We start from the raw sequence: 15,445 nt of genomic DNA, 5'->3' as shown, positions 1-15,445 counted from the left end.
GGGGTGGGGGACGGCCGGTCGGGGCAGCACCGGACCGGCCCGCCACCGCGCCCGGCGCGGTGCGGGCCGGGTCGGCGGCGGCCGGGGATCAGAGCTGGTTGGGCCGGACGTCGAAGTGCACGGCGACGCCGCCGCGCAGCTCGGGCCGGTCGCGCTCCATCTGGGCGCGGAGCGCACGGCAGAAATCGTTGACGGTCCATCCGGCGGGCGGGGTGTGGGTGCCGGAGACGGTGCCGAAGGCCATGGCCGAGCCGACCTGCTGCTGCAGGGTCAGGATGTAGAAATGCGTGCCCTGCTCGGACTGCGCGGCGGTCTGGGACAAGAGCGGCCCCTCAAGACGGGCGGAACGGGCGGCGGCTCGGACAGCCGGGCGGCCGCGGGCCGGATCAGTGGTAGAAGCGCCGCAGGTCGGCGTAGCCGAGGCTGTCGGGGTCGTCGCCGTCGCGGATCGCGGCGGCGGTGGCGGCCAGGTCGGTGGCCTGCTCGTCCAGGAGCCGGGCCGCGGCGGTGTTCTGGGCGCGGGTCAGCGGGTCGGTGGAGGTCGCGGCAGCAAGGCGGCCCTCCTTCGCGGCGGAGGCCTGGGTGGTAGCGGTGGCGGCGAGCTCGGTGGCGAGCTGGGCGGTGGCCTTCTTGGTCCAGGGCATGCGGGGGGTCCTTCCGGGGTCGGCCACCGTTGTTGGTGGCGGAGTCTGACGGCGTGTGGGCTATGTGGTGGTACGGGGCCCAGGTCGGGCGGCGGGTTCCGGGTGGAACCCGCCGCGCTGCTCCCGGCTCTCATTCCGGCATGCGCATGCCAGGGTGGTTGTGAGAGTCAGGCTGCGGAGCCCTGCGGAGAGGGCATAAGGAAGGGGAGGGAGGGGTGCTACTGGCCGGAGCCGCCGGCCTTCGCCGCGTCGCGGCGGGCCTGGTCCTCGCGTGCCCGCCGCAGGGCCTCGTCGGCCTGGGTGGACAGCTCGGCGATGGTCATCTGCATGGTCAGTTCCTCCAGAACGAGCGGGAGACGTGCTGCGGGTCGGGAACCGGGCTGAGCTTTCGAGTGCCGTCCGGGTGGTACTCGGCGGCCGGGAGCGGGACCTGCGCGATGCGGTGGTGCTCCCGCGCGGTGGTCTCGTCGTAGGCGGGCCAGCTACCGGTCAGGCCGGTGCTGCTGGGGGCGGTGGTGGTCGGGGTGACGGCCGGGCCGGCCCCGGAGCCGCTGCTGCCGAGGCCGAAGTAGGAGAGGAGGCCCATCACTTGCCTCCCTGCTGCGGTGCGGGCTCCGGCTCCGGCTCCGGCTCCGGGTGCGGGCGTCGGCTGCTGACCCAGCTCACTCGGCACCGCCCTGCTGCTCGGCCCGCTCCTGGCGGATCTCCTCGGCCTGCTGCTGGACCTCCGCGACCTGCTGCTGCGACTGGGTCCATTCCTGGACCTTGCGCTCGAGTTTGGCCTCGCCCTGGTGCTGGTGGCTCATCTCAGCACTCCGCCATCTGCGGGCGCGGGCTGCCGAGGTAGCGGGCGGTGGTGGTGCGGGGCCGGCGGCGGCCGGCGGGGGCGGGTCGGGCGGCGGCGGGGGTGTCCGTGGCGGTGCGGATCAGGCCGGCGGGGATTTCGCGGCGGCGGGTCTGGTCGGTGCGGACGCGGTCGGTAAGGGTACGGGCGATGGCGAGGAGGGCGTCGAGGCCGGTCAGGTGGCCGGGCAGACCGTGCTCGGCGACGTGCAACCACACGTCCTGGGTGACGTCCTCGTCGTGGTCGGTCGCGGTGGGACCGACCTCGGCGAGGAGTTCGGTGACGGCGGCCTGCAGGCGGCACGCGTAGCGGGTGTAGAGGTGGTCGAGGTCGGCGGGCTGGCGGTGCATGATGGTGGGCACGGTCGTGCTCCTCTCGCCTGGTGGGCGTGGTGGTGGGGCGGCCGGTCGGGCCTCGGGGGTCGCATCCTCGGGGCCCTCTTCTGTGTGGTCGTGCTGGTCGTACGGACCAGCACGGCCGCCGCCCACCCCGTGTGCTGGAGGTGGGCGGCGGCCGTGACGGGCCGTGCGGCGGCGGTGGGGTCAGGCGGCCTGGGATTCGACGAAGCACTCGAAGGTGTCGGTGACGTCCAGGCCGTCCGCGTCGAGGACCTCGATGTTCCAGGCGTGGCCGCGGTCGGCCGCCCGCATCACGACCGGTCCGATCAGGTCGACCTGGCGCCGGGTCAGGGTTCGCTCCATCAGGCGCGCGTAGGGACCGTAGGAGTACCGCAGCAGGAAGGTCTCCTCGACCGGCTGCGGAGCGGGCACCGGGGCGAGCTGCCGGACCGCGATGTACGGGGCGGCCAGGTTGCGGTGGGTCCGCGCGACGCCGACCAGCCGGACGTGCCGGCCGGAGGCGTAGTGGTCGGCGGGGGTGGTCATCGCCGAGGCGAGGTCCAGACACGCCAGGCCGCGGGCGCCGTCGCCGGCGAGCAGGTGCAGCCAGACGGTCCGGCCGGTGAACCGCCGGTCCGTGATCGTCGCCGTGGCGGTGACGAGGCGCGTGTCGGTGAGCCGGTGCAACAGCGCGGTGGCGGGGCCGGCCAGACCGAGGAACGTCACCCGGAACGCGGTGCCGGGCAAGGTGTCGGTCGGGGTGGTGGTGGTCGGGGTGTCGATCGTGGCGGTCATCGTGGCCTCCGGGGGCGACGAGAAGCGGCGGCCCGGAGACATCCGGGCCGCCGCAGCGGGGGTAAAGATATTCAGGTCGTCGTACGGAACGGGCGGCTCAGGCCGCCACGGTCCGGCGCACCGAGCTCGCCGCACGGATCGCGGCCTCGGTACGGACGTCGGCCAGCGCGCGGGACTGCTCGTGGGAGTCGCGCTCCCCGACCTGCAGGTCGGGGCCGTACAGACGGCGGCGGGTGTCCGCGTGCAGGGCGAGGGAGGTGCTCCGACGCATCATGTCGGCGGTCTCGGCCGCGGGGGCCCGCTCGGCCCACAGGACCTGACGGCGCTGAAGCTGCTCACCGGCCTGGATACGCTCCTCGTCCCGCTGCTCCTGGTCGGCGCGGACCCGGTCGGCGACGGCCCGTTCGGTACCAGCCTGCTCTTCCTCGCGCACCAGCTTGAGGTAGGCGGCGCCCAGGCGCAGGCCGTCGGTGCAGCGCCGCTTGGGGTCGGTGCAGGCCGCGCAGCGGCTGCGGTGACCGACGTAGGCGGCGTGGGCGGTGGTGGCGGTCGGCGCGGCCGGGGCGAGCTGGTGGAGCGCCGGCGGCTTCGGGGTCGGCACCTTCCGCAGCACCTTGGTGGGGCGGCAAGCCGCCGTCTCGGTCAGGCCGCCCTCGACCCGGGTCACCCATTTGGCGACCGTCAGGTCGATCTGGATGCGCTGGCCGCTGCCGGGGCAGCGGGTGTCGCGCCGGACCTGCCGCCCGTCGGCGTCGACCAGCTCGCGGCCGAGGTCGGTGGAGCGGTGTGCGGGGATCATCGAGTGGGTGAGCCGCCGCCAGGTGCGGCAGTCAGTGCAGACCACGGTGACGGGCTCACCGGGGCGGAGATTGATGTCGGCGGCAGGGAGCTTCGAGGCCCTCAGGGCGGGCCGGCCGTTGTGACGCATCTGGGTCTCCCTCGGGCTCGGGAAGGGCGGGGGCGGGGGCGGTTGGGTTCTCCGACCGCCACAGCCGGGAGGCTGTGGAGAGCGGGCAGCTAAACCGCTGCGAAGAGCTGTCCGTAGCCCGGCGGCGGGGACCTCGTGGATCGTCACCCGTATGTGCCGTGAGCGGCTCGGTGCAGGTCGAGCTATGGAGTTTGCACTTCACGCAGAGTTCGACGCTACGTAACAGGAAGGTCAACGCTCTGCGATGTGCACTACAGTGCCCTATGGCACTCTGCAGTGTCAAGCGGTACAGTGATGGACCACAGGCAAAAGTCACAACTCAACGCAACAGACAGAGGACACAGGGCCATGGCTGACCGGGTCGACAGCAGACCGCCGAGCGTGCGGATCGCGGAGCATTACCGCGATCTCATCCTCTCCGGCAAGCTCGCGGTGGGTAGTCTGCTGCCGAGCAACAAAGCGCTGGCCGCAGAGTGGAAGACCAGCCCGGCCACCGTCACTAAGGCGATGAACAAGCTCGCGGAGCAGGGCTTGGTGCGGGGGATCCACGGGGTAGGCACCGCAGTACTCGGCCAGCCGGTCTCGCTCTCATCAGGCACCCAGCGACACGCCCGCGGCCAGCAGACCGGGTCCTCATGGGATGCAGGAGAGCGGTCGGATTCGCACACCGCCGGCCTCACCTTCGCACCTGCCGAGGTGGCCGCCGCACTCGACATTCGACCCGGTGCCCAGGTGGCCCGGCGATCGCGCGTCTACCGCGACTCGCACGGAGTGGTCGCGCATTCGACCTCATGGATTCCCGCTGAATTCGCTGCGCTGGTACCGGAACTGATCCAAGCTAAGCGGCTGGAGGGCGGCACCTCCCTGGACCTGATTGCGCGGGCCTGCGGCCGAGAGACTGTGCAGCGCCGAGACACAACCAGCGCGCGAATCGCCACTCCCGACGACCTTGAGCTTCTCGAGCTCCCCTCGGACACGGTGACCGCCGCGATCCTGGTGCTGACCGCTCGCTTCCTGGACGGCCAGGGCCGGGTTCTCGAGTACGGCGTGGACATCGGCGCGCCAGGCCGCACCCGGCTCGACGTCACGGATTCCCTATGAGTGCGCCGCCGCAGTGCGTCCTCATGGTGGGTCTGCCCGGCTCCGGGAAAACCCGTCTGGCCCGGGTCCTGGAGGTGCACGGGTTCCTCCGTATCTCCCCCGACGAGGAGATGTGGAGGCGGCACGGTCATTACGGCCGGGACTTTCCACGGGGGGAGTACCTCGTACGAGAGCGGCCCGTGCTCGATGATCTGGCCACGGACCTGATCGCGGCACTCCGGCGGGGTGAGTCGGTGGTCCTGGACCACGGGCTGTGGACTCCGGCGGAGCGGCGGGAGTGGGCGGAGCGGATCGAGGCGGTAGGTGCCGCACCCCTGCTGGTCTACCTGCCGGCCACGCACGAGGTGCTGTGGTCCCGGCTGCAGATCCGGAACGAGGAGACTTACAACGACGCGAACGCGATGCTGTTCTCTGAGGCGGACCTGATCAGGTTCAGCGGGCGGTTCTATCCGCCTGACGCTGCGGAGCCACACCTGGTGTATGACGGGCACCCGGAACGGGTTCTCGCCGCCCTCGCTGCAGCGAAGTCAGGGGATCAGCAATGACGCCCCCGAACTTGATGACCCATCTGATCATCGAGCCGTCAGATCGACACGGTGATCTGACGGTTACTCCGCGCATTGTCCACAGGGGTACGCTAGCTCCGTCAGTGATCCAAATGACTTCGCCGCCCGGACCCGAAGGACCGGACGGCGGTCAAGTGGAGCGGCGCCCGGCCAGGGGCCCGTCCCGGTCAACCACGGCAGAGGTGGTGATGACGTCATGCAGGCTACCCCCAGTGGCACCCCTACATGCGCACGGCACCCCGCCGTGGAGTCGACCGAGTCTTCTCGGGTCTCGCTCCGGCGGGGTGCCGTCTCTGTATGTGTGGCCGGCCACGGCAGCCCCCGAGAGCGGAGGTGTTCCGTGACCTAAGCCATCATCTGCGGCGCCCGACCGTTCCACGGGTCTGGCTCCGCTGGCCGCTCCCCGGACTTTCCACCCGGATCAACGCGGCAACCTACTCAGCCCCGCCCGACGGCTACCAACCGTCAAGCGGGTTGCTGGAGATCGGCTACCAACCGACTCGCCAGCAGTAATACCGGCCTCCGCCAGGAGGCCAATCCAGATCGGTCCCTAGCCAGGACCAGCACCACCCCGGCTTCCAACCGGATGCAGTACCGGCTCCGACAAGGAGCCATCCACAGTCGGGGCCCCTCCCAGGGCCTCAGCTGCACCCAACCCACGTCACCCAGGACCAGAAAGAAGAACTGGAGGTCGCCGATCGGTTTTCGCCCCCTCGCGGGGGCTTCGCCCATCCGTCCCGCTGATGCGGGACGGTCCTCTGCGCATTTACGTACAGAAGGAGCCCTGTCATCTTGCCCCAGCTCACGAGCCCTTTCCAGTCTCCCCGCCCCATGGTTGTCGATCATGGTGTCCCCGGTTTGACCTCGAACGATGGGATCCGGGAGCAGGTAAGGATCCCCTCCCCCGCTCCAGCCTTGGCATTCACTGGCGGACCGGTTGTCGGACCGGTTGTCGAACCTGCCACGCACGGTTCCGAAACCGTGACGCACATCACTCGTCCGGATGATGGTGTCGAGGGGGGATTTGACGGCCCCTTGGGTGTAGAAGCGGCCATCCCACCGCTTCCCGGCCAGCGCCGGGAGTCGGTCGACGCTGCCCCAACGACGATCCGGATCGCATGGGTGCCGCAGGAGCACCAGCTGGCGTCCGGGACGGCCGGGCGGGCCGCACTGGACGGGTACTCCTGGCGGCAGGCCGCGCACTGGGTGCATGGCGCCGGCCTGTACGTCGCAACGCACGGGCCGCGGTTCGGGGAGACGACGCTGCGGCTGGTGGAGGTGCTGGCGGAGCTGACGCCGTGTCGGCCGACGATCGCCCACCTGATGCGACGGCTCAAGTGCAGCAAGCGGACTGTGCAGTACCACCTGCAGATCCTGCGTGCGACCGGCCTGCTGGCCTGGCGGTCGATCGGTACCCGGCTGCCGATGACAAAGGGTCAGACCCGGGTGGAGAGCCTGGCCTCCGAGTACGAGCGGTTGATCCCGCCCTCCTACGACCGGGCGCTGGGGATCCGGACCGCGGGAGAGGGCCTGGAGCGCCGGATGGTCGGCATCTCGGAGGAAGGCCGGACGGTCATCGCCGAGCTCGGGAAGAAGGCCGCGAAGAAGCCCCGGCGGGTCCGCCGCACCGTTCGTCACAGCAGCACCGAACGGGCCGTCAGCACCTCGCGTTGCACCCCAATGGTGGGTACTACCCACCTGGTGAGCTCTTCCTCCGTGGGTGATCAAAAGACTACGGGCGACGCCCGTGTCACGAAGTCGATCACCAGGAAGAAGCCCACTGGGAAGCTGGCGGGGGAGCGGCGTCGGACGGTGCTCGGCCAGGTCGTCACCGCCGCGATGATGGCGGCCGGTGACCTGATGGCCCGGGTCGCCTACCGGCGGGTGCCGTGGGTCCGGCAGGCCAGCCACGACCAGCTCCGCTGGGTGCTGAACGACATCGCGGACCGCGGCTGGAGCCCGGAGCGGGCGGTGGCATGGCTGGTCGAGATCTCCAGCCACTACGGCGCCGGGGCGCTGTGGCGGCCGGAGCGCCCGCACGCCCTGATCGCCCACGCCCTGCGCCAGGAGACCGAGCAGGTTGCCTACGACCAGGAGCTGCGGCAGGACATCGCCGCCCGCGTCGGGCCGATGGACAACGCGGCGATGCGCGAGCTGGCGGGCCTGGCCGGCCTGTTCGCGCTGATGGACACCCCCGCGCCGACCCCTGAGTCCGACCCGGCCGAGGAGACCCTCGCGCGGGCCCACTGGGCGCCGCGCACCGTCGTCGCCGCGATCGACGACAACGTCGACGCCGCGATCGACCGCTACGGCGTCGACCTGGTCGCCCGCTACGCCGGGTTGGCCGCCAGCCCCAACGTGCAGATCGGAGTCCGATGAGCGCCACCGACCCCACCAGCAGCGCCGTCCGGGCCGTCGACGAGCACCACGGCGGCGACCAGGCCCACGACGACGAAGTGCGCGAGCCGCAGCTCTCCGGTGCGGACCTCGCCCGGACCGTACTGCGTGCAGCCCAGCGGGCCGCCCGTACCTCCAGCCACGCCCCGGCCAAGCGGAAGCCGCCGACCGCGCGGGAGATCGCCCAGCTCGGCCGCGACGCGCGCGAACCCGCCCCGGTGGCCGGCGTCATCGCGACGATGGCCGACATCGCCGGCTGGGCAACGGGCACCGCCCGCGGAACCCTCCACGGCAAGTGGGCGACCATCGTCGGCGACCAGCACGCCCGGCACTGGACGCCCGCCGGATTCGACGTCACGACCAGCACCCTGCGGATCCTCGCCGACACCCCGGCCTGGGCCACCCAGCTGCGCCTGCACCAGCGTGACGTCCTGCGCCGCCTCGACCAGCACCTGCCCGCCGGGAGCGTCCGTGCCCTCGACGTCCGCGTCGGCCGCGCCAGCAGCGAGAGCGCGGACCTGGACGACGACCCGCACTACACCCCGTTCGCCCCGGCCCTGCACCCCGCGGCCCACAGCGACGTCTACCGGCAGCTGCGCCAGCAGATGGGCGAGTTCACCGCCGACCACCAGGCCGCCATCGAGGAGGCCGCCGCGGAGCGCGAGGAGATCCTGCGCCGCCACTACAACCGCCTTCGCGAGCCGGAGACCACCGACTGGATTCCGGTCGACGAGGACCCGCCGCTGGCGGCCGCGACCGTCCGCGCCCGCGAGCAGCGAGAGCGGCACCGCGCCGCACTCCTACGGGCCCGCGCCGAGCGTGCCGGGGCGACTCCACTGCCCACCGCTCGCCGCACGACCCAGGCACCAGCCACCGCTGTGCGCGGCGCCGCGTGACCCGGGTAGTCGCCGAGCCGAGGGATCATCCCCGCGCGTGCGGGGAGCAGACAGCGGGCTGGCCTGGCGGATCGCAGCCTCGGGGACCATCCCCGCGCGTGCGGGGAGCAGGGTACTGCCTCCCCAGCTCACTCGGCACCGCCGGGACCATCCCCGCGCGTGCGGGGAGCAGAGCTTCAGGCAGGCCTCCATCGGCAGGTGCGGGGGACCATCCCCGCGCGTGCGGGGAGCAGAGGTACACGGTGTTCTCCGTGGACAGCATCCCGGGACCATCTCCGCGGGCGCGGGGAGCAGCTGGTCGGCATCAGCCGAACGATCATCGACACGGGAGCATCCCCGCGGGCGCGGGGAGCAGGCCAAGAGCATCACCAAGTCCGAGCTGTGCGTGGGGCCATCCCCGCGGGCGCGGGAAGCAGGGCTCGTCGATCCCGCTGGCGGACCTGGAGCAGGGACCATCCCCGCGGGCGCGGGAAGCAGGGCTCGTCGATCCCGCTGGCGGACCTGGAGCAGGGACCATCCCCGCGGGCGCGGGGAGCAGTCGCCCGGCTGGGTCGTACCGGTCAGGGTGGCGGGACCATCCCCGCGGGCGCGGGGGAGCAGCCAAAGTTGGGCCGCCCGCTGTGTATCCAGTCGGGACCATCCCTGCGGGCGCGGGAAACACTACCTCCCAGTCGCCGGCGACCCGCCCGCGGTGGGATCATCCCCGCGCGTGCGGGGAGCAGGTGTAGCCCAGGGACTTCTGCCAGCCGGTGTAGGGACCATCCCCGCGGGCGCGGGGAGCAGGCCGACCCGGCCGCCCCGGCTCCCTGCTGGGAGGGACCATCCCCGCGGGTGCGGGGAGCCAGACGCCAGTGAGGGTCCGGGGGCGAGTTCGGTCGGGGTCATCCCCGCGGGCGCGGGGAGCAGTTCTGAGAGGTGCCAAGGTGGCTGACAGCCGCGGGACCACCCCCGCGGGCGCGGGGAGCAGCGATTCGCGTACGTGCCCAGCCATCGCAACTGGGGACCATCCTCGCGGGCGCGGGGAGCAGCCCTTCGACCCGGACCGGCCGGACGCGGTCGAGGGACCATCCCCGCGGGCGCGGGGAGCAGTGATCGGCGACCACTGGCACCACATCGGCCCGGGGACCATCCCCGCGGGCGCGGGGAGCAGGCCACCACCCACCCGGCCGCCGTGTCGCCCTGGGGACCATCCCCGCGGGCGCGGGGAGCAGTCGACCTCCACGTGCTCATCGCACCGTGCGTCGGGACCATCCCCGCGGGCGCGGGGAGCAGGGCAGCAGCCGCTCCAACGGCATCGGCAGCCTGGGACCATCCCCGCAGGCGCGGGGAGCAGCCGCTGTACCCCGCCACCGACGACGGCACCGAGGGACCATCCCCGCGGGCGAGGGGAGCAGCTCGCCCACGGCCTGACCCTGCTGACGATCTGGGGACCATCCCCGCGCGTGCGGGGAGCAGCCCTTCTCGGTCGTGATGTCCAGTTCCCTGCCGGGACCATCCCCGCGCGTGCGGGGAGCAGTTCAGGTTGCTACTTCGGGACAGCGTGTGTAAGGGACCATCCCCGCGCGTGCGGGGAGCAGGTGCACCTCGACCACCTTCCCGAAGCTCCGAAGGGACCATCCCCGCGCGTGCGGGGAGCAGCTCGCCGGCGACGTCCTGGTCGTGCGCGGCGAGGGACCATCCCCGCGCGTGCGGGGAGCAGGTGACCTAGGCCATCGTCCGCGATGCCTGACCGGGACCATCCCCGCGCGTGCGGGGAGCAGACTCGTTGACCTGCGGTGTTACGCGCCGTCGACCAGGAAATGACCCACTTTCAGAGATTCGGACATAAGCGACCTTTCTCTCTTTGTGGATGCTTCCGGTGCAGCCGGCCCGTGGTCGGCGCCGCTCGAGCGCGATGACGCCGTCCTTCGGTTGTGCTGTGAAGGTGTCAACGAGCAGTAGTACGTGGGTGGATGCTCCCACGGCAGTACGACGCCCGCGTTGGCGGGGAGCAGCGCACGCATGTCGGATGGCACGCTTCCGCGCGGGGACCAGCCTCGCGCGTGCGGGGAGCAGCGGGAATGGCCCTCGGCGGAGCTTGGGCCTGGGGGACCATCCCCGCGGGCGCGGGGAGCAGGACGGCCTGCTCGTGGCCGCGGCCGCTGGCACGGGACCATCCCCGCGGGCGCGGGGAGCAGTTCTGGAGCCCCTGGTATTGGTCCTGCCACGCGGGACCATCCCCGCGGGCGCGGGGAGCAGGAGATCGCCGCCCCCGTCACCGTGCGCGGCGTGGGGCCATCCCCGCGGGCGCGGGGAGCAGGAGATCGCCGCCCCCGTCACCGTGCGCGGCGTGGGGCCATCCCCGCGGGCGCGGGGAGCAGGTGATGTCGCCCGCGATGGGCTTCACCCCGCAGGGGCCATCCCCGCGGGCGCGGGGAGCAGGGAAGTGGTGGCGGAGTGTCGCCGGAGTTGTAGGGGCCATCCCCGCGGGCGCGGGGAGCAGACCGCGTACGGCGAGAAGCTGCTGACCGGCTCGGGGCCATCCCCGCGGGCGCGGGGAGCAGTTGTTGATGTGATAGCGCACTGCGCCGCTCAAGGGGCCATCCCCGCGGGCGCGGGGAGCAGTTGTTGATGTGATAGCGCACTGCGCCGCTCAAGGGGCCATCCCCGCGGGCGCGGGGAGCAGTGGAAGACCTCGACCAGCCGGGCGGAGCGGATAGGGCCATCCCCGCAGGCGCGGGGAGCAGTCGGCGGCCTCTCGGCTGTCGTGGATGGTGGGGGGCCATCCCCGCAGGCGCGGGGAGCAGGCACCCTGCTCAACACGCGGTCGCCGCCCACAGGGGCCATCCCCGCAGGCGCGGGGAGCAGGCAGTGCCTGTGCGTAGGCCTCGCCGCTGGCGAAGCCCGGCAGGTTGGGACCATCCCCGCGGGCGCGGGGAGCAGCGGGTGATCGAGGCTCAGACCGCTTACCACGTAGGACCATCCCCGCGTGCACGGGGAGCAGATCGGCCTGCGGGCGACGCTGGCCGTCGGCCCGGGGCCATCCCCGCAGGCGCGGGGAGCAGAGGTCCAACGCCTTCTCCCGCATGCGGTGGAAAGGGCCATCCCCGCAGGCGCGGGGAGCAGACCAAGCTGTCCGGCGCGAAGACCGCCGAGGAGGGGCCATCCCCGCGGGCGCGGGGAGCAGCGGTTCACCGCCGAGCACGGCCAGTCCCTCCGGGGACCATCCCCGCGGGCGCGGGAAGCAGGTCGGCTTCGTCGAGCAGGACGAGCAGGCTGCGGGGTCATCCCCGCGGGCGCGGGAGCAGGAGGGCACCGCGAAGCCCCAGAGCACGCTGACGGGACCATCCCCGCGCGTACGGGGAGCAGTCGACCTCGAACTCGCCGGCGAGCTGGCTCATGGGATCATCCCCGCGCTTGCGGGGAGCAGTTCGACGGCGAGCACCTGGCCGAGATCGGCCGGGGACCATCCCCGCCCGCGCAGGGAGCAGTCTCCTCAACACCCTGCCACTGGGACGACCTGGGACCATCCCCGCACAGGCGGGAGCAGGTCTTACGCTCTTGCTTCGGTCTCCAGCGCCAGCGTCAGTGCGCGAGCAAGTGCCAGGGATGGCCGGGGTCGTCGAGCCACACCGTGCGGGTGCCAGTCGTGGTGACGGTCAATCCGAACCGCTCGTAGCCGGGCCGGCCTGCCTTCTCCCAGGTTGTCCAGGCGGTGTGGATCTCGTCCCACAGCCGCCGGGGTCCGCTCTGGCGTACCTCGAACTCGCTGCGGTCGGGGACGGAGTCGACCGTCGCCCAGGACGTCACCGCGGTGTCGAAGAACCACCACGTCACCATGTCCCCGTACGGCGCCCGCCGATAGTAGACGTTCGGCAGGGCGGCGCCGATCGCGAACTGGGCGAGCCAGGAGCCTCCGATGCTCTCCGGGTCGAGGTCGGTGACCGAGGCCTCGGCGTCGCCGGGCCAGTCGCCGGGCAGGTAGGCGTCCACTGGCGGTGCCTGGTAGCGCTGCTGACGCATCCGCATGAAGTCGGCTGCCCCGGTGAACCGCCCGGCAGCGCTGCGCCCGTCGTCGGCGACTTGGAGGCGGGCGGTGGCACCGCCGCCGAACAGCGTGGCTGTGGGGGCGACGATCACTCCGCCCGGCACGGTCTGACCGACCCACGTGACGGGGAGGTCGGTCACCAGGCTGGAGCAGGTGGCGATCAGCCGATCGGCCCGGCCGCCCGGTCCGACCGCGGGGTCGGCGCCGTCCCCGACCAGCACCTCCACCCCGCCCAGCCCCGCAGCAGCCAGGTTCCCGCGCGCGAGGCCGACGACCGCCTCGTCGATCTCGACACTCACCACCCTGACCGCGCCGAGGCGGTGGGCCAGAAGCGCGGCGTTGAAGCCCGGCCCGGTCCCCACCTCTCTCACCCGGTGCCCGTCCTCGACATCGAGGTCGCCTAGCATCCGCGCCACCATGGTCGGCATGCTCAGACTCGACGTGAAGTCCTGCTGCCCGCCGGCCTCGTCGCCGTCGTCCCACTGCGTGATCGCCGCCGTGTCCCGGTACGCGCCGGCCAACCACCCTTCCGGGTCCGCGTCCTGGTCGCGCCGCACCGCCACGCCGTCAACGAACTCCCAGTACACCGACGGCAGGAACAGATGCCGCGGGACGGCCTCGAACGCCGACCGCCATCCGGCATCCAGCACACCCTCACTCGCGAGCCGATCGGCCAGCGCCACCCGGGCACCCACCGCCACGTCGCCGCTCACTTCTTGTGCTTCGGGTCCGGCACCGGGCCCTGCCCGTCCGGACTCGGCTTCGGCCCGATCGCCGGACCACCCGGCTTCGCATGCGCCCCGCCCCCACCGTCCTGCGCCCCACCCTTGCTCTCGTCACCCATCGTCGATCCCCTCTCACGCAACGAAACCATCATCGTGGCGCGCACCCCGGGCCGGACACAAGACCGTGCCACCTTGGCCAGGGACGGCGCGGGAAGGGCGACCGCTGCCCCAGTTGCGACACCATCAGCCCCCCCGCGAGCAGGGAGCAGTTGGTGTTGCACCGAAAGCCCGCGACCATCCCGCAGGCGCGGGGAGCAGATCGACAACAATCCGGCGGCCGCGCTGGAGAAGGGATCATCCCCGTGCGTGCGGGGAGCAGTGCAGGTAGTCGGCGACCAGTAGGCCCGGCGGGGGACCATCCCCGTGTGCGCGGGAGCAGCCGACGTACGCGACGGCCACGATCTGATGATGGGGACCATCCCCGCGGGCGCGGGGAGCAGTCCGCGCCACGCCGCGACCACGTCCGGAAGCCGGGGCCATCCCCGCGGGCGCGGGGAGCAGGGGTCGGTCATGACCGCGAGCAAGTGCCGGTGGGGGCCATCCCCGCAGGCGCGGGGAACAGGATCCGAGTGAACTCCACTCGCGCGCGAGACGGGGGCCATCCCCGCGGGCGCGGGAAGCAGATCCATCCAGGCGGCCACTGCTGGCCGTGTCCGGGGCCATCCCCGCGGGCGCGGGGAACAGTCGGTCTCGCACGGCCGCGCGGTCCGCCCGCCGGGGCCATCCCTGCGGGCGCGGGGAGCAGTTGTTGATGTGATAGCGCACTGCGCCGCTCAAGGGGCCATCCCCGCGGGCGCGGGGAGCAGTTGTTGATGTGATAGCGCACTGCGCCGCTCAAGGGGCCATCCCCGCGGGCGCGGGGAGCAGGAGATCAACGCCCCCACGATCGTGCGCGGCATGGGGCCATCCCCGCGGGCGCGGGGAGCAGCGGCACCTTCAAGGCCCGGCGGCTCGGGTGAGGGGGCCATCCCCGCGCGTGCGGGGAGCAGCTGAGCTTTCGCTTCGGCGATCATCTTCTGCAGGGACCATCCCCGCGCGTGCGGGGAGCAGGGGCCAACTTCGAGCAGCGCGGCCTTGAAGACGGGATCATCCCCGCGCGTGCGGGGAGCAGACCAAGCGCGGCGCCAACCACGGCCTGCACGTGGGATCATCCCCGCGCGTGCGGGGAGCAGGAGCGCGAGGTCGCCAGACAGGGGCGCGCGCTGGGACCATCCCCGCGGGCGCGGGGAGCAGGTGGGGCGGCCCGGCGGCAACAATCACGCCTGGGGACCATCCCCGCGCGTGCGGGGAGCAGCCGTTGATGATGGTGAGCCGCCACCCACGCTGGAAGCCTCCCCGCGCGTGCGGGGAGCAGCACAGCACCGGGCGGATCCACCAGGCGATGCCGGGACCATCCCCGCGTGTACGGAGAGCAGCGACGATCGTGCGGGCTGCCGGGCCTTCGGGCAGGACCACCCCCGCGTGTACGGGGAGCAGACTCGCTGGCCTGCGGTGTTACGCGCCGTCGAGCGGGAAATGACCCACTTTCAGCGAATCGGACATAAGCAATCTTTCACTCTTTCTGGGCGCTTCCAGTGCGGGCCAGCCTGTGGTCGGCACCGCTCGAGCACGGTGGCGCCGCCCTTCGACTGCGTTGTGAAGGCGTCAACGGGCGGTAGGGCGTGGCTGGATGCTCCACGACAGCACGACGCCCGCGCATACGGGGAGCGGTCGGCCGAGGCGCCCGGCGCTCTGCTGACGGCGCGACCGTCCCCCGCGGGCGCGGGGAGCAGGCGGTCGCCGGCACGCCCTTCAGCTGAGCGGAGGGGCCATCCCCGCGCGTGCGGGGATAGTCGCGGTGGCCCAGCAGGCCCGGAAGCGCGGCATAGGACCATCCCCGCGTGTGCGGGGAGCAGCGGCTGGCGGGGACGGGCTGGGTGGCCGGGGTGGGGCCATCCCCGCGGGCGCGGGGAGCAGTCCGGCCGCCGCACCGAGCCGATCCCGTACCGGGGGCCATCCCCGCGGGCGCGGGGAGCAGGCAGCACTGCGGGCAGTCCTCGGCGTTGCCCGGGGGTCATCCCCGCGGGCGCGGGGAGCAGGGTGCGCGGGTAGATGTCGCTCAGCCCGGCCTGGGGTCATCCCCGC

Annotated in this window: 12 protein-coding genes; 4 read left to right on the top strand and 8 right to left on the bottom strand. The window is 72.5% G+C overall.

Features of this window, described 5'->3' with window-relative positions; genetic code table 11:
- Positions 1-88 precede the first annotated feature (88 nt).
- The 7 genes from IEZ12_RS34320 to IEZ12_RS34290 all read right to left on the bottom strand — a co-directional run bounded on the left by IEZ12_RS34320 (position 89) and on the right by IEZ12_RS34290 (position 3,549).
- A complete protein-coding gene (locus tag IEZ12_RS34320) occupies positions 89-322 on the bottom strand; it encodes a hypothetical protein (protein ID WP_189277889.1) in 234 nt (77 codons plus the stop codon).
- Positions 323-386: 64 nt separating this feature from the next.
- Entirely contained in the window at positions 387-644 is a 258-nt protein-coding gene (locus IEZ12_RS34315; protein WP_189277887.1) for a hypothetical protein, read from the bottom strand.
- 331 nt (positions 645-975) lie between these two features.
- On the bottom strand, positions 976-1,230 hold the full coding sequence (locus IEZ12_RS34310) for a hypothetical protein (RefSeq protein ID WP_189277885.1): 255 nt from the start codon (positions 1,228-1,230) through the stop codon (positions 976-978).
- Between the two features lie 76 nt (positions 1,231-1,306).
- The gene (locus IEZ12_RS34305) at positions 1,307-1,450 is read right to left on the bottom strand and encodes a hypothetical protein (protein ID WP_189277883.1); all 144 of its coding nucleotides are present in this window, start codon (positions 1,448-1,450) and stop codon (positions 1,307-1,309) included.
- 1 nt (position 1,451) lies between these two features.
- Positions 1,452-1,850 carry a hypothetical protein gene (locus IEZ12_RS34300; protein WP_189277881.1) on the bottom strand — a complete coding sequence of 133 codons (399 nt, stop codon included), beginning with the start codon at positions 1,848-1,850 and terminating at the stop codon, positions 1,452-1,454.
- A gap of 180 nt (positions 1,851-2,030) precedes the next feature.
- Positions 2,031-2,621, bottom strand: a complete 591-nt coding sequence (locus tag IEZ12_RS34295; RefSeq protein WP_189277879.1) for a hypothetical protein — start codon at positions 2,619-2,621, stop codon at positions 2,031-2,033.
- Positions 2,622-2,718: 97 nt separating this feature from the next.
- Positions 2,719-3,549 carry a hypothetical protein gene (locus tag IEZ12_RS34290; protein ID WP_189277877.1) on the bottom strand — a complete coding sequence of 277 codons (831 nt, stop codon included), beginning with the start codon at positions 3,547-3,549 and terminating at the stop codon, positions 2,719-2,721.
- 348 nt (positions 3,550-3,897) lie between these two features.
- Here IEZ12_RS34290 and IEZ12_RS34285 point away from each other — a divergent pair, with 348 nt between their 5' ends.
- The 4 genes from IEZ12_RS34285 to IEZ12_RS34270 all read left to right on the top strand — a co-directional run bounded on the left by IEZ12_RS34285 (position 3,898) and on the right by IEZ12_RS34270 (position 8,509).
- Positions 3,898-4,650: a GntR family transcriptional regulator gene (locus IEZ12_RS34285; protein WP_189277874.1), complete on the top strand. Its 753-nt coding sequence runs from the start codon at positions 3,898-3,900 to the stop codon at positions 4,648-4,650.
- The gene (locus IEZ12_RS34280) at positions 4,647-5,195 is read left to right on the top strand and encodes a P-loop nucleotide/nucleoside kinase family protein (protein WP_189277872.1); all 549 of its coding nucleotides are present in this window, start codon (positions 4,647-4,649) and stop codon (positions 5,193-5,195) included. The genes IEZ12_RS34285 and IEZ12_RS34280 overlap by 4 nt, the downstream gene beginning before the upstream one ends.
- 1,143 nt (positions 5,196-6,338) lie before the next feature.
- Positions 6,339-7,595 carry a hypothetical protein gene (locus IEZ12_RS34275; protein ID WP_189277870.1) on the top strand — a complete coding sequence of 419 codons (1,257 nt, stop codon included), beginning with the start codon at positions 6,339-6,341 and terminating at the stop codon, positions 7,593-7,595.
- Complete coding sequence (locus tag IEZ12_RS34270; RefSeq protein WP_189277868.1) at positions 7,592-8,509, top strand: DciA family protein; 918 nt, start codon at positions 7,592-7,594, stop codon at positions 8,507-8,509. The genes IEZ12_RS34275 and IEZ12_RS34270 overlap by 4 nt, the downstream gene beginning before the upstream one ends.
- Positions 8,510-12,073: 3,564 nt before the next feature.
- Here the strand turns inward: IEZ12_RS34270 and IEZ12_RS34265 are convergent.
- A complete protein-coding gene (locus IEZ12_RS34265; protein ID WP_189277866.1) occupies positions 12,074-13,249 on the bottom strand; it encodes a methyltransferase domain-containing protein in 1,176 nt (391 codons plus the stop codon).
- Positions 13,250-15,445: the final 2,196 nt, after the last annotated feature.

The organism is Kitasatospora griseola (genome assembly GCF_014648555.1).
GTDB lineage: Bacteria > Actinomycetota > Actinomycetes > Streptomycetales > Streptomycetaceae > Kitasatospora > Kitasatospora griseola.
This window is presented reverse-complemented; position numbering and strand designations above follow the sequence as displayed.

Coding starts and splice junctions, on each gene's coding strand:
- IEZ12_RS34315 (WP_189277887.1), bottom strand. CDS start 644: ATGCCCTGGACCAAGAAGGCCACCGCCCAGCTCGCCACCGAGCTCGCC.
- IEZ12_RS34310 (WP_189277885.1), bottom strand. CDS start 1,230: ATGGGCCTCCTCTCCTACTTCGGCCTCGGCAGCAGCGGCTCCGGGGCC.
- IEZ12_RS34305 (WP_189277883.1), bottom strand. CDS start 1,450: ATGAGCCACCAGCACCAGGGCGAGGCCAAACTCGAGCGCAAGGTCCAG.
- IEZ12_RS34295 (WP_189277879.1), bottom strand. CDS start 2,621: ATGACCGCCACGATCGACACCCCGACCACCACCACCCCGACCGACACC.
- IEZ12_RS34290 (WP_189277877.1), bottom strand. CDS start 3,549: ATGCGTCACAACGGCCGGCCCGCCCTGAGGGCCTCGAAGCTCCCTGCC.
- IEZ12_RS34285 (WP_189277874.1), top strand. CDS start 3,898: ATGGCTGACCGGGTCGACAGCAGACCGCCGAGCGTGCGGATCGCGGAG.
- IEZ12_RS34280 (WP_189277872.1), top strand. CDS start 4,647: ATGAGTGCGCCGCCGCAGTGCGTCCTCATGGTGGGTCTGCCCGGCTCC.
- IEZ12_RS34270 (WP_189277868.1), top strand. CDS start 7,592: ATGAGCGCCACCGACCCCACCAGCAGCGCCGTCCGGGCCGTCGACGAG.